Genomic DNA, 26,072 nt, shown 5'->3' with positions numbered 1-26,072 from the left:
GGTGAAAGGTTCCAGGTAACTGGCCCGTTAACACCGCTCTCCAGCGGCCTCGTGCGATCGACTGAGGCACTCGGTCTTCACGCATCTTTGCGCGTGTGACCTTTGAAAACCCGATTCCAATTGCAAGCCGAATTCAGGCAGGAAACCTCATGATGGACGCGTTCGAACTCCCCAGCACTCTGGTCCAGGCCCTACAACGTCGAGCGACCCTGACGCCGGATCGGCTGGCTTTGCGTTTTCTTGGCGAAACCCCGGAGCAGGTTGTGGTCCTCAGTTATCGCGACCTGGACCTTCGTGCGCGGGCCATCGCCGCGGCTTTGCAAACCCGGACCGAGTCGGGAGATCGGGCGGTGCTGTTGTTCCCCAGCGGCCCGGACTACGTCGCGGCATTTTTTGGCTGCCTGTATGCCGGAGTGATCGCGGTGCCGGCTTATCCGCCGGAGTCGACCCGCCGTCATCACCAGCAGCGGCTGATTTCGATCATCGCCGATGCCGAGCCGCGTCTGCTGCTCACCAGCGGCGAGCAGCGCGATTCGCTGCTGCAGATGAGCGAACTGCAGGCGCAAAACGCGCCGCTGCTGCTGTGTGTCGATACCCTGGACAGTGCCTTGGCCGAACGCTGGGTCGAGCCGCAGTTGCAAGCGCACGACATCGCTTTCCTGCAATACACCTCGGGCTCCACCGCGCTACCCAAGGGCGTGCAGGTCAGCCACGGCAATCTGGTGGCGAACGAGTTGTTGATCCGCCACGGTTTCGGCATCGACCTCAACCCCGATGATGTGATCGTCAGCTGGCTGCCGCTTTATCACGATATGGGGCTGATCGGCGGTTTGCTGCAGCCGATTTTCAGCGGCGTGCCCTGCGTACTGATGTCGCCGGCATACTTCCTCGGCCGGCCACTGCGCTGGCTGGAAGCGATCAGCGAATACGGCGGCACTATCAGTGGCGGGCCGGACTTCGCCTATCGCCTGTGCAGTGAGCGGGTCAGCGAATCGGCGCTGGAACGTCTGGACCTGAGCGGCTGGCGCGTAGCGTATTCCGGTTCCGAGCCGATTCGCCTGGACACCCTGGAGCGCTTCGCCGAGAAATTCGCGCCCTGCGGTTTCACCCCGAATAACTTCTTTGCTTCTTATGGTCTGGCCGAAGCCACCTTGTTCGTTGCCGGTGGTACGCGTGGCCACGGCATCCCGGCACTGCGCCTGGACGAACAGGCCTTGGCGCAAAACCGCGCCGAGCCGGGTGAGGGCAACCCGATCATGAGTTGCGGTACCAGCCAGCCCGAGCACGGGGTGCTGATCGCCGACCTGCAAAGTCGTGCCGAGCTGGACGACAACCAGATCGGTGAAGTCTGGGCCACCGGCCCGAGCATCGCGCACGGCTACTGGCGCAATCCCGAGGCCACGGCCAACACCTTCATCGAACATGCCGGGCGCACCTGGCTGCGTACCGGTGACCTGGGTTTTGTCCGCGACGGCGAACTGTTCATCACCGGGCGCCTGAAAGACATGCTGATCGTCCGTGGACACAACCTCTATCCGCAGGACATCGAGCAGACCATCGAGCGTGAAGTGGAGGTGGTGCGCAAGGGCCGGGTCGCGGCATTCGCGGTCAACGATCAAGGCCTCGAAGGCATCGGCATCGCAGCGGAAATCAGCCGCAGCGTACAGAAAATCCTGCCGCCCGCCGCCCTGATCAAAGCCATTCGCCAAGCGGTGGCCGAGGCTTATCAAGAAGCGCCGAGCGTGGTGGTACTGCTCAATCCCGGGGCCTTGCCGAAGACCTCCAGCGGCAAGCTGCAACGCTCAGCCTGCCGCAATCGCCTGGCCGACGGCAGCCTCGACAGCTATGCGCGGTTCCCTGAGCCGCAGGCAGATGTCGGCTTCCTGACCCACGAATTGACCGGCGATCTGCAAAGCCTGATCGCACGGATCTGGTGCGAACACCTGCAGGTCGAACATCTGGCCGCCGACGACCACTTCTTCCTCCTGGGCGGTAACTCGATCGTTGCTACTCAGGTGGTCGCGCGACTGCGTGAAGAGCTGGCCCTGGAGCTGAATCTGCGACTGCTGTTCGAAGCGCCGACCCTCGGTGCCTTCGCCACCCTGGTGGCGCAGCAGCAACAGGACGGCGGCCTGGCCCAGGGCGCCATCAGCCGGTTGCCGCGCAGCGAAGCCTTGCCGCAATCCCTGGCGCAAAACCGTCTGTGGATCACCTGGCAACTGGACCCGCAGAGCAGCGCCTACAACATTCCCGGCGCCTTGCGCCTTCGTGGCGAGCTGGACGAAGACGCCTTGCGCGCCAGTTTCCAGCAGCTGATCGAGCGTCACGAATCTCTGCGTACGCGCTTCTTCGCACGCGATGGCGTGGCCCTGCAACAGGTCGATGCAGCAGGCGAATTCAATCTGCAACTGATCGACATCAGCGACTTGCCAGTCGCCGAGCGCGAAGCCCGCGCGCTGCAAATCCGCGAGGACGAAGCCCGCACCCAGTTCGATCTGGAAAAGGGTCCGCTGCTGTGGGTAACCCTGGTGCGTCTGGACGATCAGAAGCACCAACTACTGGTGACGATGCACCACATTATCGCCGATGGCTGGTCGCTGAATGTCCTGATCGACGAGTTCTCGCGGCTGTATGCCGCTGCCGCTCAAGGCCTGACCGCCACGCTGACGCCATTGCCGCTGCAGTACGCCGACTACGGCAGCTGGCAGCGTCAGTGGCTGGCGCAAGGGGAGGGCCAACGCCAGCTGGAATACTGGAAAGAACAACTGGGTGACGAGCATCCGCCCCTGAGTCTGGCCACCGATCACCCGCGTTCGGCACAACAGCAGCACAGCGCCGCGCGTCACAGCCTGCGCCTTGATGCGAGCTTGAGCGATGCCATTCGCCAGACTGCCCAGGCTCAGCAAGCCACAGCGTTCATGTTGTTGCTGGCCGCCTTCCAGAGCCTGCTGTATCGCTACAGCGGCCAGCGTGACATTCGGGTCGGCGTGCCGAATGCCAACCGTCCGCGCCTGGAAACCCAGGGGCTGATCGGCTTCTTCATCAACACCCAGGTAATGCGTGCCGACGTGGATTCGCGCCTGCCGTTCGTTGAGCTGCTGGCCCGCACCCGTGAAACCGCATTGGCCGCCCAGGCCAATCAGGACCTGCCGTTCGAACAGTTGGTCGAGGCCTTCCCACAGGCGCGGGAACAGGGGCTGTTCCAGGTCATGTTCAACCACCAGCAGCGCGACCTCGCAGCCTTGCGCCGCCTGCCGGGACTGCTCGCCGAAGAGCTGCCGTGGCACAGCCGCGAGGCCAAGTTCGATCTGCAACTGCACAGTGAAGAAGATCGCAACGGCCGCCTGAGCCTGTCCTTCGACTATGCCGCCGAACTGTTCGAAGCGGCGACCATCGAGCGACTGAGCGAGCACTTTGTCAGCCTGTTGCGCGAAGTCTGCGAGTGTCCTGAACGGGCCATCGGCGATCTGCAATTGCTCAGCCCCTTTGAGCAGACGCAGCAACAACAGTGGAGCGCCGCACCTTGCGCGCCGGCAACTCAGTGGCTGCCCGAGCTGCTCAACGAGCAGGCACGGCAAACCCCGGAACGCACGGCGCTGATCTGGGACGGCGGCAGTCTCGATTTTGCCGAGTTGCACACCCAAGCCAATCGCCTGGCCCATTACCTGCGCGACAAGGGCGTCGGCCCCGACGTCTGCGTGGCGATCGCTGCCGAGCGTTCGGCGCAACTGCTGATCGGCTTGCTGGCGATCATCAAGGCCGGCGGTGCCTATGTGCCGCTCGATCCGGATTACCCCGCCGAGCGTCTGGCCTATATGCTCAGTGACAGTGGCGTCGAACTGCTGCTGACCCAGAGCCACTTGCTGGACAGCCTGCCGGATATCGACGGCGTCAGCGCCATCGCCATGGACACCCTCAAGCTCGACAGCTGGCCAAGTCATGCGCCGGGCCTGCATTTGCACGGCGATAACCTGGCCTATGTGATTTACACATCCGGCTCCACCGGCCAGCCCAAAGGCGTCGGCAATACCCACGCAGCGTTGAGCGAGCGTCTGGCATGGATGCAGGCCACCTATGCCCTGGACGCCAGCGACGTGCTAATGCAGAAGGCGCCGATCAGCTTCGACGTCTCGGTCTGGGAATGCTTCTGGCCACTGATCACGGGCTGTCGTTTGTTCATTGCCGCTGCAGGTGAACATCGCGATCCGCAGCGCATCGCGCAGCTGGTTCAGGAGTACGGCGTGACCACGCTGCACTTCGTGCCGCCACTGCTGCAACTGTTTATCGACGAACCACTGGTGGCCGGATGCACCAGCCTGCGCCGGTTGTTCTCTGGCGGCGAAGCCTTGCCGGCGGAGTTGCGTAACCGGGTACTGGAGCAGCTGCCGGCGGTGCAATTGCACAACCGCTATGGGCCGACCGAAACCGCGATCAACGTCACCCACTGGCACTGCCAAATCGCCGATGGCGAACGCTCACCGATCGGTCGACCGCTGGGCAATGTGCTCTGTCGGGTGCTCGACACTGAACTCAATCCGCTGCCGGCCGGTGTGCCCGGCGAGTTGTGCATCGCCGGTATCGGCCTGGCCCGGGGCTATTTAGGACGTCCGGGATTGACCGCCGAACGTTTTGTTATTGACCCGTTGGGCGAGGCCGGCAGCCGCTTGTATCGCACCGGAGACCGGGCGCGCTGGACCGCCGATGGCGTGCTGGAATACCTCGGGCGCCTCGATCAACAGGTCAAGCTGCGCGGCTTTCGAGTCGAACCGCAGGAAATCGAAGCCCGTCTGCTGGCCCAGGACCACGTCGCCCAGGCGGTGGTGCTGGTGCGCGAGACGGCGGCCGGTGCGCAGCTGATCGGCTACTACACCGCGACTGATTTCACTGAAGACCAAGAGACGCAAAGCGCACGCCTGAAAACCGCGCTGGCCGCCGAACTTCCGGAGTACATGGTCCCGGCGCAGTTGCTGCGTCTGGATGAAATGCCCCTGAGCCCGAGTGGCAAACTGGACCGTCGCGCCTTGCCGGAACCGCAATGGCAAGTACGCGAACACCTCGAACCGAACTCGGCCCTGGAGCAACAGATCGCTGCGATCTGGCGTGAAGTGCTGGGCCAGGCGCGGATCGGTCTGCGCGATGACTTCTTCGCCCTCGGCGGCCACTCGTTGCTGGCCACCCAAATCATCTCCCGGACCCGCCAAGCCTGTGATGTCGAGCTGCCGTTGCGGGCGCTGTTCGAGGCCAGTGAGTTGGGCGACTTTGCCGAGCAAGTGCGTCTGGTCCAAGCGTCCGGCAAGCGCAACAAGCAGCCACCGATCGACAAGGTCGACCGCAGCCAACCGGTGCCGTTGTCCTATTCCCAGCAGCGCATGTGGTTCCTCTGGCAAATGGAGCCGGACAGCCCCGCCTATAACGTCGGCGGTATGGCGCGGTTGCGCGGAGTGCTGGATGTCGGGCGTTTCGAGGCGGCGTTGCAAGCGCTGATCATGCGCCACGAAACCCTGCGCATGACCTTTCCGAGCGTCAATGGTGTGGCGCAACAGAAGATTCATCCCGAAACCGGCATGCGCATGACCTGGCAGGATTTTTCCGCTCTGGATGCCGAGACCCGTGAGCAACGCGTGCAGCATTTGGCCGACAGCGAAGCCCACCGGCCATTCGATCTGGAAACCGGCCCGCTGCTACGCGCCTGTCTGGTCAAGGCCGACGAGCACGAACATTACCTGGTGCTGACTCTGCATCACATCGTCACCGAAGGCTGGGCGATGGACATCTTCGCTCGCGAGTTGAGTGCACTCTACGAAGCCTTCCTCGACGACCGCGAGTCGCCCCTTGAACCGCTGCCGGTGCAGTATCTGGATTACAGCGTCTGGCAGCGTCAGTGGCTGGAGTCCGGTGAACGTCAGCGCCAGCTGGATTACTGGACTGCGCAACTGGGCAACGAACATCCACTGCTGGAGCTGCCGGCTGATCGGCCACGGCCGCCAGTGCAAAGTCATCAGGGTGAGCTGTACCGCTTCGACCTGAGCGATGAACTTGCCGCACGGGTACGGGCTTTTAATGCGCACCATGGCCTGACCCTGTTCATGACCATGACCGCCACCCTCGCTGTGCTGCTGTACCGCTACAGCGGCCAGACCGACCTGCGCATCGGCGCGCCGGTGGCCAACCGGATTCGTCCGGAAAGCGAAGGCTTGATCGGCGCCTTCCTCAACACCCAGGTGCTGCGTTGCCAGGTCGACGGGCAAATGTCGGTCGGCGAGTTGTTCGAGCAGGTTCGTCATACCGTGATCGAAGGCCAGTCCCATCAGGACCTGCCGTTCGATCATTTGGTCGAAGCCTTGCAGCCACCGCGCAGCGCGGCCTACAACCCGTTGTTCCAGGTAATGTGCAACGTCCAGCGCTGGGAATTCCAGCAGAGCCGTACGCTGGCGGGAATGACCGTCGAGTACCTGGCCAACGATGCCCGGGCGACCAAGTTCGACCTCAACCTGGAAGTCACCGACCTCGACCATCGCCTCGGTTGCTGCCTGACCTACAGCACCGACCTGTTCGACGAACCGCGCATTGCCCGGATGGCCGGGCACTGGCGCAACCTGCTGGAAGCCTTGCTCGCCGATCCGCAACAGCGCCTCAGTGAACTGCCGTTGCTCGACGCTAAGGAACAGCAGAGCCTGCTGGACAGCCTCGGCATCGAGGTAGGTGAACATCGCCTGGATCAGTGCATTCATCAGCTGTTCAGCGAACAGGCTGCGGCCCGTCCCGACGCCCCTGCGCTGACCTTTGCCGGGCAAACCCTGAGTTATGCCGAACTCGACAGCCGCGCCAATCGTCTGGCCTGGATGCTGCGTGAACGTGGCGTCGGTCCGCAGGTGCGGGTTGGCCTGGCCCTTGAGCGCTCGCTGGAAATGGTCATCGGCCTGCTGGCGATCCTCAAGGCTGGCGGTGCCTATGTGCCGCTGGACCCGGAATACCCTCTGGACCGCTTGCACTACATGATCGAAGACAGCGGCATTGGCTTGCTGTTGAGCGATGCGGCGATGTTCGAGGCCCTCGGTGAGTTGCCGGCAACGGTCGCCCGCTGGCGCCTGGAAGAGGACACCGCCGAGCTGGCCAGTTATCCGGACAGCGAACTGCCGTTCATCAGCCTGCCGCAACATCAGGCCTACCTGATTTACACCTCCGGCTCCACCGGCCAGCCGAAAGGCGTGGTGGTCTGCCACGGTGAAATCGCCATGCACTGCCGCGCCGTGATCGAGCGCTTCGGTATGCGTGCAGACGACTGCGAGCTGCATTTTTACTCGATCAACTTCGACGCTGCCACCGAGCGTTTGCTGGTGCCGCTGTTGAGTGGTGCTCAAGTCGTTTTGCGTGCTCAAGGCCAGTGGGACGCGGAAGAAATCTGTAGTCTGATTCGTCGTCACCGGATCAACATCCTCGGCTTCACCCCGAGCTACGGTAGCCAGTTGGCCCAATGGCTGGCGACCCAGGACGAAACCCTGCCGGTGCGTATGTGCATCACCGGTGGCGAGGCCTTGACCGGCGAACACCTGCAACGGATTCGCGCGGCATTCAAACCGAGCCTGTTTTTCAACGCCTACGGCCCGACCGAAACCGTGGTCATGCCGCTGGCCAGTCTCGCTCCCGAACAACTGGACGACGGCCTGGGCAGCGTGCCGATCGGCAGCGTGATCGGTGCTCGGGTGGCTTACATCCTCGATGCCGATCTGGCGTTGGTGCCGCAGGGCGCGACCGGCGAGTTGTACGTCGGCGGTGCTGGCCTGGCCCAGGGGTATCACCAGCGTCCGGGCATGACTGCCGAACGCTTTGTCGCCGATCCGTTCGCTGCCAATGGCGGGCGTCTGTATCGCACCGGTGACCTGGTCCTTCAGCGCGCCGATGGTCTGGTGGAGTACCTCGGGCGTATTGACCACCAAGTGAAGATTCGCGGTTTCCGCATCGAGTTGGGCGAGATCGAAACCCGCCTGCTGGAACATGACTCGGTGCGCGAAGCCGTGGTGCTGGCGCTGGATGCGCCGGGTGGCAAACAGTTGGCCGGTTATCTAGTCACGCAAGTAGCCGAGCGGGACGAAGCGCAACAAGCCGCACTGCGCGAATCCCTCAAGGCTCACCTGAAATCCAGGCTGCCGGATTACATGGTGCCGACGTACCTGATCCTGCTGGCTCGCTGGCCGCTGACCGCTAACGGCAAACTCGACCGCCGTGCGTTGCCAGCGCCGGACCCTGAGTCGAATCGTCAGCATTACGTGGCGCCAGGCAACGAGCTTGAACTGACGTTGGCCGGGATCTGGTGCGAGGTGCTGAACGTCCAGCAAGTCGGCCTCAACGACAACTTCTTCGAACTGGGCGGCGATTCGATTCTGTCGATCCAGGTGGTCAGTCGTGCGCGGCAGCAGGGTATTCACTTCAGCCCGCGGGACTTGTTCCAGCACCAAACCGTGCAGACCCTGGCCGCGGTGGCGACCCGCGCCGAGCAGGTCACTGCCGAGCAAGGTTTGCTGATTGGCGAGTCGCGTTTGACGCCGATCCAGCACTGGTTCTTCGACACTGACATCCCCCAGCGCCAACACTGGAACCAGGCGTTGTTGCTGGAGCCGTCCGTGGCACTGGAACCCCATCGCCTGGAGCAAGCGCTGTTGGCGGTGATCGAACAGCACGACGCTTTGCGCCTGGGTTTCACCGAAGCTGGCGGTCAATGGCGAGCCGAGCACCAGGCGCTGTCCGACGCCGCACTGCTCTGGCAAGTGCGCGTTCCGTCCATGGATCAATGCACCGCGCTGTTCGCCGATGCCCAGCGCAGCCTCGACCTCGAACAGGGGCCGCTGATGCGGGCGCTGCTGGTCGACGGTCCTGAAGGACAGCAACGGCTGTTCATCGCCATTCACCACTTGGTGGTGGACGGGGTTTCCTGGCGGGTGCTGCTGGACGATCTGCAAAGGGCGTATCGCCAACTGGACGCGCAACATTCGGTAAAGCTGCCGGCAAAAACCACTGCCTTCAAGGACTGGTCCGCCCGTTTGCAAGCTTACGCCGGCAGTGAATCCCTGCGCGAAGAGCTCAGCTGGTGGCAGTCGCAATTGGCCGGGCCGAGCGCCGACTTGCCGTGCGAACGTCCTCGGGGCGGTCGGCAGAATCGGCATGCTGAGACCGTCAGTGTGCGTCTCGACAGCGAGTACACCCGTCAGTTGCTGCAACAGGCGCCGAGTGCCTATCGCACCCAGGTCAACGACCTGTTGCTGAGCGCATTGGCCCGCGTCCTCTGCCGCTGGAGCGGTCACGAGTCGACGCTGATTCAACTGGAAGGTCACGGTCGCGAAACGCTGTTCGACGAGATCGACCTGACCCGCACCGTCGGCTGGTTCACCAGCGCCTACCCGCTGCGCTTGACCCCGGTGCAGGGGCAGGGCGCTTCGATCAAGGCGATCAAGGAGCAACTGCGCGCGGTACCGCATAAAGGTCTGGGTTATGGCGTGCTGCGCTACCTGGCCGATGAGACAAGCCAGCAGCTCATGGCGGCGCTGCCGGTGGCCCCGATTACCTTCAACTACCTCGGCCAGTTCGACCAGAGCTTCGGCACGGATGCGCTGTTCCGCCCGCTGGACGAGCCGGTCGGTCCGGCCCATGACCCGGATGCGCCGCTGCCCAACGAGCTGAGCGTCGACAGCCAAGTGTATGGCGGTGAGCTGGTGTTGCGCTGGACCTTCAGCCGTGAACGCCACGACCGGCAGACCATCGCTGAACTGGCGGACGCTTATCTGAATGAACTGCAGAGCCTTATCGAACACTGCCTGCAGGACGACGCCGGCGGCCTGACGCCGTCGGACTTCCCGCTGGCACGCCTGACTCAGGCGCAACTCGACTCGCTGCCGGTGCCGGCGGCCGTCATCGAAGATGTCTACCCGTTGACGCCGATGCAGGAAGGCATGTTGCTGCACACCCTGCTGGAACCGGGCACCGGTCTCTACTACATGCAGGATCGTTACCGGATCAACAGCGAACTCGACCCGCAGCGTTTCGCCCAGGCCTGGCAGGCGGTGATCGCCCGGCATGAAGCCTTGCGAGCCTCGTTCTGCTGGAACGTCGGCGAAGACATGCTGCAAATTATCCACAAGCCCGGCAGCACGCCGATCGAGTATCTGGACTGGAGTGCCGAGCCTGAAGCCGAGCAGGAACCGCGCTTGCAGGCGTTGCTCAAGGGCGAGCGTGAAAGCGGCTTCGATCTGCTCAATCAGGCGCCGTTCCACCTGCGGCTGATCCGCGTTGGGGTGGCCCGTTACTGGTTCATGATGAGCAATCACCACATCCTCATCGATGCCTGGTGCCGCTCGTTGCTGATGAACGACTTCTTCGACATTTACACTGCCCTCGGCGAAGGCCGTGAAGCGCAGCTGGCGCTGGCGCCGCGCTATCGCGACTACATCGGCTGGCTGCAACGCCAGAGCCTGGCCGAGGCACGCCAGTGGTGGCGGCAAAACCTGCAAGGTTTCGAACGCACCACGCCGATTCCCAGTGACAGACCCTTCCTGCGAGAACATGCCGGGGACAGCGGCGGCATGCTGGTCGGCGATTGCTACACCCGCCTCGATGCCCGCGACGGTGCGCAATTGCGTGAACTGGCGCAGCAACATCAACTGACGGTCAACACCTTCGCCCAGGCGGCCTGGGCCCTGGTCCTGCGGCGCTTGAGCGGCGATCGTGACGTGCTGTTCGGCGTCACCGTGGCCGGGCGACCGGTGGAAATGCCAGAGATGCAACGCACCGTCGGGTTGTTCATCAACAGCATCGCGCTGCGGGTGAAAATGCCTGAGGACCATCAGCGTTGCAGCGTTCGTCAGTGGCTCGGTGGCCTGCTGGAAAGCAACATGGAACTGCGCGAGTACGAATACCTGCCGCTGGTGACCATTCAGGAAAACAGCGAGTTGCCCAAAGGTCAGCCGCTGTTCGACAGTCTGTTCGTGTTCGAAAACGCCCCGGTGGAAGTCTCGGTGCTGGATCGCGCGCAAAGCCTTAATGCGACCTCGGACTCGGGCCGGACCCATACCAACTTCCCGCTGACAGCGGTCTGCTACCCGGGCGATGACCTCGGCTTGCACCTGTCCTACGATCAGCGTTACTTCGATGAGTCGACCATTGAGCGCATGCTCGGTGAATTCAAGCGTCTGCTGCTGGCTTTGGTCGACTGCTTCCATGGCGACATGACGGACCTGCCGCTGCTTGGCGATCAAGAGCGCGAATTCCTGATCCATGGCTGCAACCAGAGCGATCACGATTATCCGCTGGAGCAGAGTTACGTCGAACTGTTCGAAGCCCGGGTCGCTCGGCATCCGCAGCGGATTGCCGCCAGCTGTCTCGATCAGCACTACAGCTATGCCGAACTGAACCAGCGCAGTAATCGTCTCGGCCATGCTTTGGTCGCGGCCGGTGTGGGTCTGGATCAGCCGGTCGCACTGCTGGCTGAACGCAACCTGGATTTGCTGGGCATGATCATCGGCAGCTTCAAGGCCGGTGCCGGTTACTTGCCGCTGGACCCGGGGCTGCCGAGCCAACGCCTGAGCCGGATCATCGAGTTGAGCCGCACGCCGGTGCTGGTGTGCAGTGAGGTCTGCCGCGAACAGGCGTTGGCCTTGCTCGACGAGTTCGCCTGCTCCAACCGGCCACGGCTGTTGGTGTGGGAGGAGATTCAACAGGGCGCCTGTTCACTGGAAAATCCAGGCGTCTACAGCGGCCCGGATAACCTTGCCTACGTGATCTACACCTCGGGTTCCACCGGCCTGCCGAAGGGCGTGATGGTCGAGCAGCGCGGCATGCTCAACAACCAGTTGAGCAAAGTGCCGTACCTGCAACTGACCGAGGCGGATGTGATTGCCCAGACCGCCTCGCAAAGCTTCGATATCTCGGTGTGGCAGTTCCTCGCCGCGCCCTTGTTCGGTGCGCGGGTGGACATTGTGCCGAATAGCATCGCCCATGATCCGCAAGGGTTGCTCGGGCATGTTCAGGCTCAAGGCATCAGCGTGCTGGAGAGCGTACCGTCGCTGATTCAGGGCATGCTCGCCCAGGAACGCATGAGCCTCGACGGTCTGCGCTGGATGCTGCCGACCGGTGAAGCAATGCCGCCGGAACTGGCGCATCAGTGGTTGCTGCGATACCCGGACATCGGTCTGGTCAACGCCTATGGCCCGGCCGAGTGCTCGGACGATGTGGCGTTCTTCCGCGTCGACCTGGCCTCGACTCGCGGCAGTTACCTGCCGATCGGGACGCCGACCGACAACAACCGCATATATCTGCTCGACGGTGCCCTGGAACTGGTGCCGCAGGGCGCGGTGGGCGAGTTGTGCGTGGCCGGAACCGGGGTGGGGCGCGGCTATGTCAGCGACCCGTTGCGCACCGCTCAAGTGTTTGTACCCAACCCGTTTGGCGCGGCCGGCGAGCGTCTGTACCGCACCGGCGACCTGGCACGGCGGCGCAGCGACGGTGTGCTGGAGTACGTCGGGCGCATCGATCATCAAGTGAAGATTCGCGGCTACCGCATTGAACTGGGGGAAATCGAAGCGCGTCTGCACGAGCAACCGCAAGTCCGCGATGCGGCGGTCGGCGTGCAAGAGGGCGTCAACGGCAAGCATCTGGTCGGTTATTTGGTGGCGGCCGAGTCGCTGCTGAATCCGAGTGAACGCCTGGAGCGAATCAAGCAACGGCTGCGCGCCGAGCTGCCGGAATACATGGTGCCGCTGCATTGGCTGTGGCTGGAACGCATGCCACTCAACGCCAACGGCAAACTCGATCGCAAGGCCCTGCCAGTGCTGGAAATCGGCCAGTTGCAGAGCCAGGACTACCAGGCGCCACGCAATGAACTGGAGCAAACCCTGGCCAATATCTGGGCCGAGGTGCTCAAGGTCGAACGCGTCGGCATCCACGACAACTTCTTCGAACTCGGCGGCCACTCGCTGCTCGCCACGCAGATCGCCTCGCGGGTGCAAAAAACCCTGCAACGCAATGTGCCGTTGCGGGCGATGTTCGAGTGCAGCACGGTGGAAGAGTTGGCGGGGTATATCGACGGGCTGGCGGCGACCGATATGACCGAGGATAAGGTTGATCGGTTGAATGATCTGATGGCGGAGCTGGAGGGCCTTTAAAAATCAAAAGATCGCAGCCTGGCGGCAGCTCCTACACAGACCGAGTACATCCTCGATGTTGCGGATGCATACTATCTCTGTAGGAGCTGGCGAAGCCTGCGATCTTTTGATCTTGCCTTGAATTACTTCGGCCCGAGAATCTTCACCAGCTTATCCGGCGAAGGTGCCCCTTGCTGTTGTTGCAACTCGCCCTTGTCGTCCATATAGAAAATCGCCGGAGTGGCGGCCAGTTCCAGGTCTTCCATCAGTTGCATGTTGGCGGCGAGTTTGGTCTGGATGGCTTCGGGGATAGTCGTCAGCGGTTTCAGCGCGGCGCTTTGGCCGGACTTTTCGTGGTCTGCCAGGGCTTTCTGTGGGTCTTTGCTGGCCAGCAGTGCGGCGGATTTGCCCGGGCTGTCTTCGCGGATGATGCCGACCATGATGTGCCGTAGCTGGACCTTGCCGGCTTTCACCCACGGGCGGGCCTGTTGCCAGAACATGTTGCAGTACTGGCAGTTCGGGTCGCTGAACAGGTAGACGATGCGTGGTGCATCCTTGCTGCCGTCGGCGATCCAGTTGCTGCCTTCCATCTTGGCCCAGATTTCTTTGGCCATTGGTGCATAGACCAGCTTTTGCAGCGGCTCCTGGGTCAGGTCCTTGCCCTCGGCATCGTACAGATTGCCGAGCAGCACATGCTTGCCGTCCGGGGTCAGGTACAGCGCCATGCCGCGGTTCTGGTACTGCGCCGCATAACCACGCAAGCCATCAGGTGCGTCGAAGCTGCCGACGATTTTGGCGCCCTTGGCTTCGATCTTCTTGATCGCTTCGGGTAGTTCTTCAGCCTGTACCGACGGCAGGTGCAGCAGGGCGGCGCCCAGGGTCAGTGTCAGCAGGTGGCGGAGGCGGGGCATGGCAGTTTCCTTGAAGAAGTGGCCGGTGCGGCAGGATTCGGGGTGGCGAAATTTTCCAGGGCGCGGGCCAGGCTGGCTTCCGACAGCTCTCCCAGATGGCTGCCCAGCAGGCGACCGTCGCTGCTATAAAACAGCGTAGTCGGCAACGCCATGGAACCGACGGCCTGGCCCAATCGACCACTGCCATCGAACAGCACATTCGACAGGCTCAGGCCCTGGGTCTCGAGAAAGGTGCTGACGCTTTGCATGCTTTCGGCCTGGTTGACGAACAGGAAGGTCAGGTCCGGGCGTTGCTGCTGGGCATCCTCCAACACTGGCATTTCTCGCCGACAGGGCGGGCACCAGGTGGCCCACAGGTTGATCACCAACGGCCCGCCCTGGTAGTCTCTCAGTTGCACGGTTTCACCCTTGGCATTGCGCAGGGCAACCTCGGGCAGACGGGTGCCTTGTTCGTAGATAGTCAGAGAAAAACTCGCCAACAGCCAGAACGCCAGACCACTGCCGACACCCGCACCCAGCGGGCGCCGCAGCGCTGGCCGACGCCAGCACCAGATCACTGCAGCGAGCAGCAGGGCGATAATGCCCGGCCAGGCCAGGAAGCCACCGTCGCGCAGATCGATGATCTGCCACAGGTCATTGCGATAGTGGGTCCAGTAGGCGAGGACGAACCCCACGCGAGCGGCCAGCATCCCCAGCAGAAACAGGCTGAACAGGACCGATTCGGGGTTCTCGCCGCCACGCTTGGCCACCCGCCAACCGACCAGCGTAGCCAATACCAGGGCACTGATCAGCAGCAAGTGGTTGAGCGCGATGGCAAAGGTGCCGATGGTAAAGGTCAACATCAACGGGCATCCCGAGTGATAGTCCAGCGTTGCAGGAAGCCCGCGGCATCTACCTCGCCAGTGATGCGTTGGCTGCGGCGTTCTTCGCCATCCGGGCCGATCCATAGCAGGCTCGGTGGGCCGGGTACTTTATAGCGGCTGAGCAATTCGCGGCTGGCGGCGTTGTCGGCGGTGACATCGAGGCGCAGCAGGTGCACGTCTGTCAGGGCTTGCAGTACGTGAGCCTTGGCAAACACCTGCTTTTCCATGATTTTGCACGACACGCACCAGTCTGCGTAGTAGTCGAGCAGCACCCATTTTCCCTGGGCCCTGGCGCTATCCAACTCACGTTGCAATGCCACAGGGTCTTTGACGTTGGTGAAAGCCTCGTGTGCCGTCGGACCGGCGACGCTGCCAGCACCCGCTGCGCTATAGACCTGCAAGGGTCGCCACAGATCATCGCTGCCACCCGCGGCACCGATCAGCAACATGCTGCCCCATAGCCCGAACAGCAGCGAACTGGCGCCAAACACATGGGCGGAGCGACTGAAACCGGCGGTTTGCTGCCAGCCGGCATAGGCCATGACCAGCAACAGCGCGCCCCACAAGCCGATCCACAACGACTCATCGAGCACCGGGCGAAGCATCAGGATCGCAGTGCCTAGGAACAGGAAGCCGAAGATGCCCTTGAGCAGGTTCATCCAGGTGCCGGGTTTGGGCAGGAAACGATTGCCGACGGTGACCAGCAGCAACAGTGGCACACCAATGCCCATGCCCATGGCGAACAGGATCAATCCGCCATGCAAGGCATTGCCGCTCTGGGCGATGTATAGCAAGGCACCGGCCAGCGGCGCGGTCATGCACGGGCCCACCAGCAGGCCGGACAAGGCCCCGAGCACGCTGGCACCGATCAGGCTGCCGCCGCGCCGCGTGCGCCCGACGCCCTCCAGTCGATCACGCACCGCGACCGGCAGTTGCAGTTCAAAGAAACCGAACATCGGTAATGACAGCAGCACGAACACGGCGGCGAAACTGCCCAGCAGCCAGGGTTGCTGCAACAGCGCCGGCAGGTTGGCGCCGAGCAGGGCGGCGAGCACACCCATCGCGGCATATACCAGCGCCATGCTCACCACATAACTGCCGGCCAGGACAAAACCACGCCTTGGGCTGGCGCCACTGCCAACAACCAGCCCGGCCAGAATCGGCAACATCGGCAATGAGCAAGGGGTAAACGCCAGCAGCAGCCCCAGGCCGAAAAACACCAGCAGGCTCCAGCCCAGGGCGCGCTGTTGCAGGCCGCTGGCCAAGGCCTGATCCGCTGCTTCACCCGCGGTTGTCGCCGCAGCGCTACCGCCAAGATCGACCATCAGCGATTGCGGTGGATAACACAGACCGGCATCCGCGCAGCCCTGCCAGCCCACTTTGACTTGGCCACTGGCACCGGCAGGAATCCGTAGCTCGAGGCCTTGGCGATAAACCTGTTGTTCACCAAAGAACTCATCGCTATGGGCTTCACCTGCGGGCAATTTCGGTTTGTCCGCCTCGGCCAACCCGTCGAACTTCAGGCGTTGCTGGTACAGGTAATAGCCATCGGCAATTTGCCAATAGAGTTGGGTTTCACCTGACTCGAGCCGTTGCGAGGTGAACACGAAGGCTTTGCCGACCGGCAGGAATTCGGGTTTGGTTTCGAACGGATTCGGTCCCGCCTGAGCGAGGCCGGTGATAAGCATAAAAAACAAAATAAAAAGTCGACGCATGGAGTAAAGCCCTGGAGCAGTGCAGTTGATGAGCACAATGGGTGTTGGCGATTAACCGGTGATTAACCCGTTTATCGTCAGACTGTAGGACTTTTCCTAATGTTTGCCGGGGGCAGGGCATAATGCCCGCTTAATCCTGTACCGTCTTAATCAACGCTTTTCCACAGGTCTCACCATGCATGTACTTGTCTGTGAAGATGATGAGCTGATCGCCAGCGGCATTGTCGCCGGTCTCACCGCCCAGGGGCTGACCGTGGAGCATGTCGCCACGGCGGCGGCTGCACGGGCGATGCTGCGTGTGGCCGAATTCGACGTGATGGTGCTCGACCTCGGCTTGCCGGACGAGGACGGCCTGAAACTGCTGCAGCAGCTGCGTCATCAAGGGCTGGAACTACCGGTGCTGATTCTCACCGCACGCGACTCGGTGACCGACCGGGTCGACGGTCTGCAGGCCGGTGCCGATGATTACCTGCTCAAACCTTTCGACCTGCGCGAACTGGCCGCCCGTTTGCACACCCTGTTGCGCCGGGTTGCCGGGCGCAGCGTCAATCTGATCGAACATGGGCGCCTGACCTATAACCCCAGCAGCCGCGAAACCCTGCTCGGCGGCCAGCCGGTGGACCTATCGCGCCGTGAGCAGTCGTTATTGCAGGCGTTGTTGCACAACCGTGGCCGGGTGCTCTCCAGCGAGCAGTTGAAAGACAGCGTCTACGGCTTCAACGATGAGCTGGAAAGCAACGCCCTCAACGTGCATATCCACCACCTGCGGCGCAAACTCGGCAACGGTATCGTCGAAACCGTGCGCGGACTGGGCTATCGCCTGGGGCCGGCGGACGGTGGGGAGCAATAATCGTGATGAGTCTGCGTTTGCGCTTGAGCCTGACCCTGGGCGTGGCCTTTGCGCTGATCTGGGCCCTGGCTGCTGCCTGGATGCTCAGCGACCTGCGCAACCAGATGATGTTTTCCCTCGACCAGCGGCTGGTGGCCTCCGCACGCATGGTCGCCGGCTTGCTGGAGCAACTGCCGGCCCTGCCGAGCAACGGCGATGGCACCCATCTGAGTGCCGAACAGCTGAATATCCCCGGCGGCATGGCCTGTCAGGTCAGCTCCTTGCGCGGCGAAATTCTGGCCCGCAGCCACAGCCACCCGGATCAGAAACTGGAAGCGGAGAAGATGGGCTTCCATGATCAGATGATCGACGGTGCGCGCTGGCGCAGTTTCACCCTGGCCCGTGGCGATTTGCGCATTACCACCGCGGACCGGCAGGTCGAGCGTGAGGCGTTGAACCTCTCGGTGTTGCTGGCGGCATCGGTGCCGGTGGGGGTGGCCTTGCTGGGCTGCCTGTGCCTGCTCTGGCTGGGTATCGGCCAGGGCCTGGTGCCGCTCAACCGCATGCGCGATGCCTTGATGCGGCGCAGCGCCGATTCGCTCGAACCCTTGCAGATCCAGCCGCTGCCCAGTGAGCTGCAACCCTTGCTCGACACCCAGAATCAGCTGTTTCAGCGGATCGGCAAGGCCATTGAGCGCGAGCGCCGCCTGACCGGCGATGCGGCCCACGAATTGCGCAGTCCGTTGACGGCAATCAAGACTCACCTGCAAGTAGCGCGGATGACCGAGGGCGCGGCACGGGATCAATCCCTGGCCCGGGCCGAAGAGGGTGCCGACCGCTTGCACCGAACCCTGGAGCAGCTCTTGCTGCTGGCTCGGGTCGAAGGCAGCCTGTCGTTCGACGACGGCGTGCAGTGCAACGCCGAACAGGTGGCGCGGTTGGCCATTCAGGACGCGGCCAGTGGCGATCGCCAGCGGATCAAACTGCATTTACCCGAGGACGTCTCTGCAGCGCCGGTTGAAATGCCCTCGGTACTGTCGATCGCCGCCTTGCGCAACCTGCTGGACAACGCATTGCGTCACACCCCGGACGATGCTCCGGTCGAGCTGCACCTGGAAACCATCGGTAACCGGGTACGTTTCCGGGTCCGCGACCATGGCCCCGGCATTGCTGAGGATGATCTGCAGCACCTGACTCAACGCTTCTGGCGCAACGGCAAAAGCACCGGCTGTGGCTTGGGCCTGGCGATTGTTCAGGCGATTGTTCAGCGTTGTGGCTGTGCCCTGCATTTCGACAGCCGGCCCGATGGCCTGCGGGTTGAGCTGACGATGCCGTTGCAATCGCTGTAACCGCTGCGCGATGCCAGTCTGCTATGAAAGAGGCGCGCCGGACGCAAATCCTGTGGCGAGGGGGCTTGCCCCCGCTCGGCTGCGAAGCAGTCGTAAATCCGGTGCATGCGGTGTGCCTGGCGGAATGGGGTAGCAGGTTTTGGGCCCGCTTCGCGGTCCAGCGGGGGCAAGCCCCCTCGCCACAAATCTGCGCAAGCTTTAGCTGATCAAGTAAAATCAGGCAGCTGGTTCTTGCCCGGAAGGCGATCGGCGCCGCACAACAAATGTAACCTCAATCCATTCGCCATTGCCGGCCCGTGGCGGTAATGTCCATGCCGTTGGACTCAATGGATTGAGGTTATAGCGCCATGGATGCACCGATAGAAATCTGCAAGGCAGAGCCCGCTGACGCCGGGATTATCAGCCGGATACTCCAATGCTCGATCAAGGTCGGCTGCGCGCTCGATCACCGCAATAACCCGCAAATCGTCGCGGCCTGGACGCGCAACAAGACCGTCGATCATGTGCAGCCCTGGCTGGCCGACCGGCGGCGATACCTGAATATCGCGCTGCTTCACGACAAACCGGTCGGGGTTGGCATGGCCGCGGACTCTGGCCGGATTACCTTCTGTTATGTCCAGCCCGAATGGTTTCGCCGTGGCGCCGGGTTGGCCCTGATGGGCGATCTGGAAGCCTGGCTGGGCAGACAGGGATGGAGCCAGGCACTGCTCACCAGTACCCGCACTGGCCTGGATTTCTATACTCGACTGGGGTATCGGCAATCGGCTGAAAGCTTCACCGTCGCCGGGCTCACGGCAACGCCTATGCACAAGCCATTGGCGTCTCCCTCATAGAAAGCTGTCTGCAGGTATAAATCCTCACCGCGCTGGTGCGTTTCCAGAACAGGAAAACCTGCAAGCGCACCTGCACTGACAGCTGTGCGCTTCGGGTCGCTATCACCAGCGTATTGAGGGTTGGAGAGATGTCAGTCGTTACCAGTCTTGTCGAAGATCAGCCGGTCCGGGTCAGCCCGGTGCCGGCCGAGACGCTCTATCAGTTCAACGAGTCGCCGTTGCTGGCCCGCCAACGCCTGCAGGAATCGAACGCGCGCAGCTATCCACGACGCATTCCGCTGGCGCTCAAGCGAGCGCGCGGGATTTATCTCGAGGACGTCGAAGGCCGTAGTTTCATCGATTGCCTGGCCGGTGCCGGGACCCTGGCGCTTGGGCACAATCACCCAGTGGTGATTGAGGCGATCCAGCAGGTACTGGCCGACGAATTACCCCTGCACACCCTCGACCTGACCACGCCGGTAAAGGATCAGTTTGTGCAGGACCTGTTCGGATTGCTGCCCCAGGCGTTGGCCCGCGAGGCGAAAATCCAGTTTTGCGGGCCCACCGGTACCGACGCGGTGGAAGCCGCGCTGAAGCTGGTGCGCACCGCCACCGGGCGCAGCACGGTGCTGTCGTTCCAGGGCGGTTATCACGGCATGAGCCAGGGCGCGTTGAGTCTGATGGGCAGCCTGGGGCCGAAAAAGCCCTTGGGCGCACTGTTGAGTAACGGTGTGCAGTTCCTGCCATTCCCTTACGACTATCGCTGCCCGTTCGGTCTGGGCGGTGAAGAGGGGGTGAAGGTCAATCTGCATTACCTGGAAAACTTGCTGAACGACCCTGAAGCCGGTGTGCAATTGCCGGCGGCAGTCATCGTCGAAGCAGTGCAAGGCGAAGGCGGGGTGATTCCGGCCGATCTGGATTGGCTGCGCGGCTTGCGACGTATCACCGAGAAGGCCGGCGTGGCGTTGATCGTCGACGAGATCCAGAGCGGGTTTGCGCGCACCGGCAAGATGTTTGCCTTCGAACACGCGGGCATCATTCCGGACGTGGTGGTGTTGTCCAAAGCCATTGGCGGCAGCCTGCCACTGGCAGTGGTGGTGTATCGCGACTGGCTCGACACCTGGCTGCCCGGAGCCCATGCCGGTACCTTCCGCGGTAATCAAATGGCCATGGCCGCAGGTTCGGCGGTGATGCGCTATCTCAAGGAGCACAACGTTGCCGCGCATGCCAGCGCCATGGGTGAGCGTCTGAGCGAGCACCTGCGGATTCTGCAGCGTGACTTCCCGCAGCTGGGTGATATCCGCGGCCGTGGCCTGATGCTCGGCGTAGAACTGGTCGATCCGACAGGAGCACTGGATGCCCAAGGTCATCCACCAGTCTTTGCCCGGCTGGCCCCCTTGCTGCAGCACGAATGCCTCAAGCGCGGATTGATCCTCGAACTCGGCGGGCGTCACGGCTGCGTGGTGCGCTTCCTGCCACCCTTGGTAATCACCGCCGGGGAAATCGACCGGGTCGCGGAGATTTTCGGCAGGGCGCTGCCCGCGGCGATCGCCAGCCTCTAATTTTTCCCGACCTTGATACGTTCTTCTACACAACGGCTGCGCGTTAGTCGCAGCCAACCCCTACAGCGATGGAGAAAAGCAATGACTTCAGTATTTGACCGCGAGGACATCCTCTTTCAGGTAGTGGTCAACCACGAGGATCAATACTCGATCTGGCCAGACTACAAAGCCATCCCCCAAGGCTGGCGCACCGTCGGCAAGAGCGGCTTCAAAAAAGAATGCCTGGCCTACATCGAAGAGGTGTGGACCGACATGCGCCCCTTGAGCCTGCGCCAGAAGATGGAAGAGCAGGCGGCAGTGGCTCACTGAGGATTGCCTCGCGACAAAAAGCCCGCTGGACCGGAAAGGGTCAGCGGGCTTTTTGTTGCGGTGTTTGAAGATCAAAAGATCGCAGCCTGCGGCAGCTCCTACAGGGGATTTGCTTACACCTGCCATATCGCGGGTGAACACGGTCGGTGTAGGAGCTGCCGCAGGCTGCGATCTTTTGGCGGCAGACCTGATCCAACTGACAAGCCAGCCCTACAGCCTGACCGAATACTCTCGATCCAGCGCCTTGCCTACCAACATCAACCCCAACTCCATCAACTGCTGAACCGCCAGCGCCAGATTGCGGTGCTTGCCTTCCAGATCATCGGAAAGGTCGAGAGCCAAGGTGCTTGCTGAAGAGAAGGTTTCATAAGCATTGACCAGCAGTGCCTGGGTATTGATGTTCGGGGCAACGACGAAGATCTGTTGCGGATGGTCGTCGGTGGCTGGCGGCCTAAGATAGTGATCGAGGGCACGGTGCGCGGCTTCGTGAAGCTTGCTGGAATCGAGGGGGTCGTAGGGAGAAACGTCGGGTATTTCAGGGGGATTGGGGGTGACTTTGTGCATCAGTGAAGCTCCGTTTACTGGGGAGGAGCTACCACGTTCGTTTCCAAGCGAATGGGTGGCAGCTGTACGCAGGTTGGAAAACCGGGGTAAACGAGCCCGGCAGACCCGAAGGTCTCCCGCGCACAGCCGCCATTACACAGAAAAGCGGGCACAAAAAAAGCGCCTGCAATTGTGATCTGGGCGCTGTTGCGCCGTTTACTTTCCGGGTTTCCAAGCCCGTTCGCTGAATGGGCAGCGACCCGCGAAGATTATCCGCGCACCCGGCTCAAAGCAACCCCGAGAACCTGTCAGAAAAATCCTCGCCTGTCAGACCGCAATCGCGAGCAAGCCCGCTCCCACACTGGATCTGTGTCAGACCATGATGGTGTGATCGACACAAAACCTGTGGGAGCGGGCTTGCTCGCGATGAACGATGACGCGGTGAACCTGCCTTACCTACGCCCCAGTCAACACCTTGATCACCTGATCGACATTTCCTTCAAGCTCAACCACCGGATCCACCCCGTCAGTACTCAATACAACCAACCGACTACCAGCATTGCTAATCGCCGCTTTAACCTCATCCGAAGGCTGCCGATGATGCAACACCACCGCCACATCATTGTCCTTCAACGTCTCGCTCAATTGCTGGAGCGCCTCAGGTGTCCACTCGTTGTCAGCCCGTGCATCGACCTTGATCAACTCCAGATTCAACCCGCTGACCAGATAGCCAAAATGATCACTCAAACTCACCACACTCAGATTGTCGGCACTCGCCAACCGCGCCTCGCTGTCGGCGCTGAGCTTGAGCAACCGCTGTTTGAGCGCGGCGAGGTTGGTGTCGATCCTTGGTTTGGCATCGGGCGCCAGGCGTGCCAGGTCGGCGGCCATGACGTCGGCCATGCGGCCCATGTTGTTGCTGGCCATCCACGGTTGGCTGTTCAGCCCGTCGACCTGGCCCGGTTGCACGGCGATGCCCGGCAGGCCGCCGTCCACCGGGCGCGCCGCGTCGATTTCGATGATGCGGATGTTGCTGCGTCGCGCGACCGGGTAGAGCGGATCATCGGGCCACAGTGAGCGCAGGCCGATCACTGCGTCGGCTTCGACCGCCAGTTTGTGCAGGGCTGGTGCGCCGCGACCGGTGAAGTAGGCAGTCTGCCGCGAGCCTGGCAGATTGGCCGGCGCTGCACGCTCCAGGGTGATGCCTGTGTCTTGCAGCAGAATCTGGCCGAGGCCATAGGTGATCGGCAACGCGGCCAGCACCCGTAGCTGATGAGTCGAGGTGGCCGCAAACAACGCGGTATTGCCGACCCCATTATTAGCCAGCAGCCGCATCGGCTCGAAGGAGTCGGCACCGGCATAGAGCGAGGTGTTGCCCAGGCCGCAAAGGGCCAGGGCCAACGTCAGTTGACGCAAGGAACTGTGCATTTATCCGAGATTCCCTTTCAGACTGGGGACTGTGCCGCGGGCAATGGCGGACAGGGCGAAGGCGATACCGGCGACGAGGATGATCGCTGCGCCGGATGGAATCGGCAGGTCGAAGACGATTGGCGCGAGGATCCCGCACAGGGTACTGACGGTTGCGATGAGCACCGAGCACCAGAAGAAACCTTTCAACGATTGGCTCAGCAGCCGAGCCGCTGCTGCTGGAATCACCAACAGCGCACCCACCAGAATCGCGCCGATGACTTTTACCGCAGCCACGGTTATCAGCGTCACCAGGATCACGAACAGGTAATCCAGGGTTTTCACCGCGACCCCGCGCACGGCCGCCAGTTGCGGATTGAAGCTGGCGAGCATGATGCGGTTGTACAGCGGCAGGCTCAGGCCCATGACCAAGGTGCCGACGATGGCCAGTACCAGCAGGTCGTTGCCGTTGACGGTCAGCACCGAGCCGAACAGCACGTTCTCGAGGATGTGCACATTGATCTTGCCGGCCAGAATCAGCAGCAGGCTGGCACCCAGGGCCAGGGACACCGAGAGGAATACCCCGATCAAGGTGTCCGGCGCCAGGCCGGTGCGGTTGCGCAGGTAGTTGAGCAGGATGCCGAACAGCAGGCAGTACCCAAACAGGCTGCCATAGGGGCCGGTGTAGGGTTCGCCGAGCAGGATGCCGATGGCCACGCCAGTGAGGGCCGCGTGGCCCACCGCTTCAGAGAAAAACGCGAAGCGCTTGACCACCACCAGCGTCCCCAGACCGCCCAGTACCGGGCCGATCAACAGACCAGCGAGCAGCGCGTTGACCACAAAGCCATAGGCCAGCGCCTCCGGCAGATACCCGGAAGAGGCCCAACCCTGGATCATCAAACGAAAGGCTTCGTAACTCATCAGGCAGCACTCCCTGCAGTCGCTTGTCCGGTACGGGGATGGGTGGAGAACAGGGTCAGTAGTCGCTCCGGAGTCAGTGCCTGCTTTGGCGCGGCGTCGAACAGCACGCGGCGATTGAGGCCGGTGACGCGATCGGCGAGACGGCCCACCGCTTCCAGGTCGTGTTCGATCCACAGCACGGTGATTCCGGCCTGGCGCCAGTCGCCGAGCAGGCGTTCGAACACCTGAATGCCGGCTTCATCGAGAGCCGACATCGGCTCGTCAAGCACCAGCAATTGCGGCGCGGGGATCAGCCCTTGGGCCAGCAGCACCCGCTGGCGTTCGCCGCCGGACAGCGCGCCCATGCGCCGTTTGCGTTTGTCCTGCATGCCGACCCGCTCCAGGGCCTCGCCGATGGCCACCGCGTAATGCCGGCTGATGCCAAGAAAGGCCGGGCGCCGCTGGCACATGGCGGCCATGAAATCGTCGACGGTCATTGGCAGACCGCGATCGAATTCCAGCGCTTGCGGCACGTAGCCGATGGTCCCGGGTTCGCCCGGCCAGTGCAGGCTCAGGCTGCCCTGGTGGGGCATCTGCCCGAGCAGGGTCTTGATCAGTGAACTCTTACCCCCGCCATTGGGGCCGACCAAGGCGTGCACGCTACCGGGCTGGACCTGGAAACTCACCTTGTCGAGAATTGTCGTGCGCCCGAGGGTCAGGTCGACGTCGGCGAACTCGATGGTCGGGCCGACACTGTGCGCGGCCAGGGATTCGACAACGGTCATGCGCCAGCCTCCTGGATTGCCCGAACCACGGTGTTGAGGTTGCCGGTCATTTCCTTTTCGTACTTCTCGGAGCTGTAGTCGCCATAGGAGATGTGCGACAGCGGGTAGAGCTTGACCCCGGACTCACGCTGAATGGTGTCGACGTAGGTGGAGGGGAAGTCCATCTCGGAGAAGATCACCTTCACGTCCAGTTCGCGCAGTTGGTCGATGGTTTTCTTCAACTGGCTTGGGCTCGGTTCGATGCCATGGGCCGGTTCGACCACGGCGGTCACTTCCAGGCCGAACTCGCGCAACAGGTAGTCGTAGGCGGCATGCACCGTGGCCACCCGCAGGTCGGCATTCGGTGCGCTGGTCAGCTTGGCCAGGGCGTCGGCGCGCATCTGCCGCAGGCGTTTGCAATAGGCGCGGGCGTTTTGCGTGTAGGTCTTGGCATTGGCCGGGTCGAGCTTGCCGAGTTCCCGGGCAATGTTATTGACCTGGGCAATGGAAGCGCTGATCGACAGGAAGGTATGCGGGTTGACCACCTTGCCGGCGCCGCGGGCGGCGGTCCCGGTGGCGGCCAGCAGTGGCACATTGGCGTTGGCTTCGATCACCGGGATGTCCGGGTGTTCGCTGGCTTCGATCATGCGGTCGGCGAAGTCGTCATGGCCGACCCCGTTGAGCACGATCACGTCCAGGGTGCCAATGCGCTTGATGTCCTCGGCGCGGGGCTCGTAGGCGTGCGGGTTGAATCCGGCAGGAATCAGCGGCACCACCTCGGCCTTGTCGCCGACGATATTGCTCACGTAGCTGTAATAGGGATGCAGGGTGATGCCGATGCGCAGGCGCTTGGCCTGATCGGCGCTGGCCAGGCTGGCAAAAAAGCTGGCAAACAGGCCGACCAGCAGCAGGCGCAACAGCGGGCGGCGTGGAGATGAAATAGACATGGGGGAGCGGTCTTCTCTCGGGTGAATGCTT

General features: G+C 62.5%; 14 protein-coding genes. 6 read left to right on the top strand and 8 right to left on the bottom strand.

The window, feature by feature from the left end:
• Positions 1–149 precede the first annotated feature (149 nt).
• Positions 150–13,151 (top strand): non-ribosomal peptide synthetase, encoded by a 13,002-nt coding sequence (locus tag ACA064_RS21970; protein WP_497670003.1) that lies wholly within the window; start codon positions 150–152, stop codon positions 13,149–13,151.
• A gap of 122 nt (positions 13,152–13,273) precedes the next feature.
• Here ACA064_RS21970 and dsbG read toward each other — a convergent pair whose 3' ends face one another.
• From dsbG to dsbD, 3 genes are read right to left on the bottom strand one after another with little or no spacing between them, the layout of a single operon-like run.
• A complete protein-coding gene (gene dsbG / locus ACA064_RS21965) occupies positions 13,274–14,041 on the bottom strand; it encodes a thiol:disulfide interchange protein DsbG (RefSeq protein WP_497670002.1) in 768 nt (255 codons plus the stop codon).
• Positions 14,017–14,883 (bottom strand): prolipoprotein diacylglyceryl transferase family protein, encoded by an 867-nt coding sequence (locus ACA064_RS21960; protein ID WP_497670001.1) that lies wholly within the window; start codon positions 14,881–14,883, stop codon positions 14,017–14,019. Before ACA064_RS21960 ends, dsbG begins: the two co-directional genes overlap by 25 nt.
• Complete coding sequence (dsbD, locus tag ACA064_RS21955) at positions 14,883–16,619, bottom strand: protein-disulfide reductase DsbD (RefSeq protein WP_497670000.1); 1,737 nt, start codon at positions 16,617–16,619, stop codon at positions 14,883–14,885. Before dsbD ends, ACA064_RS21960 begins: the two co-directional genes overlap by 1 nt.
• A gap of 175 nt (positions 16,620–16,794) precedes the next feature.
• On the opposite strand from dsbD, the gene ACA064_RS21950 reads away from it, so the two are divergent.
• The 5 genes from ACA064_RS21950 (at position 16,795) to ACA064_RS21930 (ending at position 21,480) form a co-directional block, all read left to right on the top strand.
• Positions 16,795–17,469, top strand: coding sequence for a response regulator (locus ACA064_RS21950; RefSeq protein ID WP_489356687.1), 675 nt, complete (start codon positions 16,795–16,797; stop codon positions 17,467–17,469).
• A gap of 2 nt (positions 17,470–17,471) precedes the next feature.
• Positions 17,472–18,797 (top strand): ATP-binding protein, encoded by a 1,326-nt coding sequence (locus tag ACA064_RS21945; protein ID WP_497669999.1) that lies wholly within the window; start codon positions 17,472–17,474, stop codon positions 18,795–18,797.
• A 347-nt stretch (positions 18,798–19,144) separates the two neighbouring features.
• Positions 19,145–19,630, top strand: coding sequence for a GNAT family N-acetyltransferase (locus tag ACA064_RS21940; protein ID WP_497669998.1), 486 nt, complete (start codon positions 19,145–19,147; stop codon positions 19,628–19,630).
• A 128-nt stretch (positions 19,631–19,758) separates the two neighbouring features.
• The gene (locus ACA064_RS21935) at positions 19,759–21,171 is read left to right on the top strand and encodes an aspartate aminotransferase family protein (protein ID WP_497669997.1); all 1,413 of its coding nucleotides are present in this window, start codon (positions 19,759–19,761) and stop codon (positions 21,169–21,171) included.
• Positions 21,172–21,252: 81 nt separating this feature from the next.
• Positions 21,253–21,480 carry an MbtH family protein gene (locus ACA064_RS21930; RefSeq protein ID WP_150642775.1) on the top strand — a complete coding sequence of 76 codons (228 nt, stop codon included), beginning with the start codon at positions 21,253–21,255 and terminating at the stop codon, positions 21,478–21,480.
• Between the two features lie 210 nt (positions 21,481–21,690).
• On the opposite strand, the gene ACA064_RS21925 is transcribed toward ACA064_RS21930, so the two are convergent.
• From ACA064_RS21925 to ACA064_RS21905, 5 genes are all read right to left on the bottom strand, one after another.
• Complete coding sequence (locus tag ACA064_RS21925; RefSeq protein ID WP_497669996.1) at positions 21,691–22,044, bottom strand: DUF6124 family protein; 354 nt, start codon at positions 22,042–22,044, stop codon at positions 21,691–21,693.
• Between the two features lie 435 nt (positions 22,045–22,479).
• Positions 22,480–23,451: a metal ABC transporter solute-binding protein, Zn/Mn family gene (locus ACA064_RS21920; RefSeq protein ID WP_497669995.1), complete on the bottom strand. Its 972-nt coding sequence runs from the start codon at positions 23,449–23,451 to the stop codon at positions 22,480–22,482.
• Positions 23,452–24,351: a metal ABC transporter permease gene (locus ACA064_RS21915; protein WP_497669994.1), complete on the bottom strand. Its 900-nt coding sequence runs from the start codon at positions 24,349–24,351 to the stop codon at positions 23,452–23,454.
• A complete protein-coding gene (locus tag ACA064_RS21910; protein WP_497669993.1) occupies positions 24,351–25,115 on the bottom strand; it encodes a metal ABC transporter ATP-binding protein in 765 nt (254 codons plus the stop codon). Before ACA064_RS21910 ends, ACA064_RS21915 begins: the two co-directional genes overlap by 1 nt.
• Positions 25,112–26,041, bottom strand: a complete 930-nt coding sequence (locus ACA064_RS21905; RefSeq protein ID WP_497669992.1) for a metal ABC transporter substrate-binding protein — start codon at positions 26,039–26,041, stop codon at positions 25,112–25,114. The genes ACA064_RS21910 and ACA064_RS21905 overlap by 4 nt, the downstream gene beginning before the upstream one ends.
• Positions 26,042–26,072 lie beyond the last annotated feature (31 nt).

Source organism: Pseudomonas sp. LBUM1658, assembly GCF_059716055.1.
The sequence above is the reverse complement of the archived record's forward strand: the minus strand, read 5'-3'. Positions and strand labels throughout refer to the sequence as shown.

Bases quoted from the DNA above. Each gene is read 5' to 3' on its own strand.
- ACA064_RS21970 (WP_497670003.1), top strand. From the start codon at position 150: ATGATGGACGCGTTCGAACTCCCCAGCACTCTGGTCCAGGCCCTACAA.
- dsbG (WP_497670002.1), bottom strand. From the start codon at position 14,041: ATGCCCCGCCTCCGCCACCTGCTGACACTGACCCTGGGCGCCGCCCTG.
- ACA064_RS21960 (WP_497670001.1), bottom strand. From the start codon at position 14,883: ATGTTGACCTTTACCATCGGCACCTTTGCCATCGCGCTCAACCACTTG.
- dsbD (WP_497670000.1), bottom strand. From the start codon at position 16,619: ATGCGTCGACTTTTTATTTTGTTTTTTATGCTTATCACCGGCCTCGCT.
- ACA064_RS21950 (WP_489356687.1), top strand. From the start codon at position 16,795: ATGCATGTACTTGTCTGTGAAGATGATGAGCTGATCGCCAGCGGCATT.
- ACA064_RS21940 (WP_497669998.1), top strand. From the start codon at position 19,145: ATGGATGCACCGATAGAAATCTGCAAGGCAGAGCCCGCTGACGCCGGG.
- ACA064_RS21935 (WP_497669997.1), top strand. From the start codon at position 19,759: ATGTCAGTCGTTACCAGTCTTGTCGAAGATCAGCCGGTCCGGGTCAGC.
- ACA064_RS21930 (WP_150642775.1), top strand. From the start codon at position 21,253: ATGACTTCAGTATTTGACCGCGAGGACATCCTCTTTCAGGTAGTGGTC.
- ACA064_RS21925 (WP_497669996.1), bottom strand. From the start codon at position 22,044: ATGCACAAAGTCACCCCCAATCCCCCTGAAATACCCGACGTTTCTCCC.
- ACA064_RS21920 (WP_497669995.1), bottom strand. From the start codon at position 23,451: ATGCACAGTTCCTTGCGTCAACTGACGTTGGCCCTGGCCCTTTGCGGC.
- ACA064_RS21915 (WP_497669994.1), bottom strand. From the start codon at position 24,351: ATGAGTTACGAAGCCTTTCGTTTGATGATCCAGGGTTGGGCCTCTTCC.
- ACA064_RS21910 (WP_497669993.1), bottom strand. From the start codon at position 25,115: ATGACCGTTGTCGAATCCCTGGCCGCGCACAGTGTCGGCCCGACCATC.
- ACA064_RS21905 (WP_497669992.1), bottom strand. From the start codon at position 26,041: ATGTCTATTTCATCTCCACGCCGCCCGCTGTTGCGCCTGCTGCTGGTC.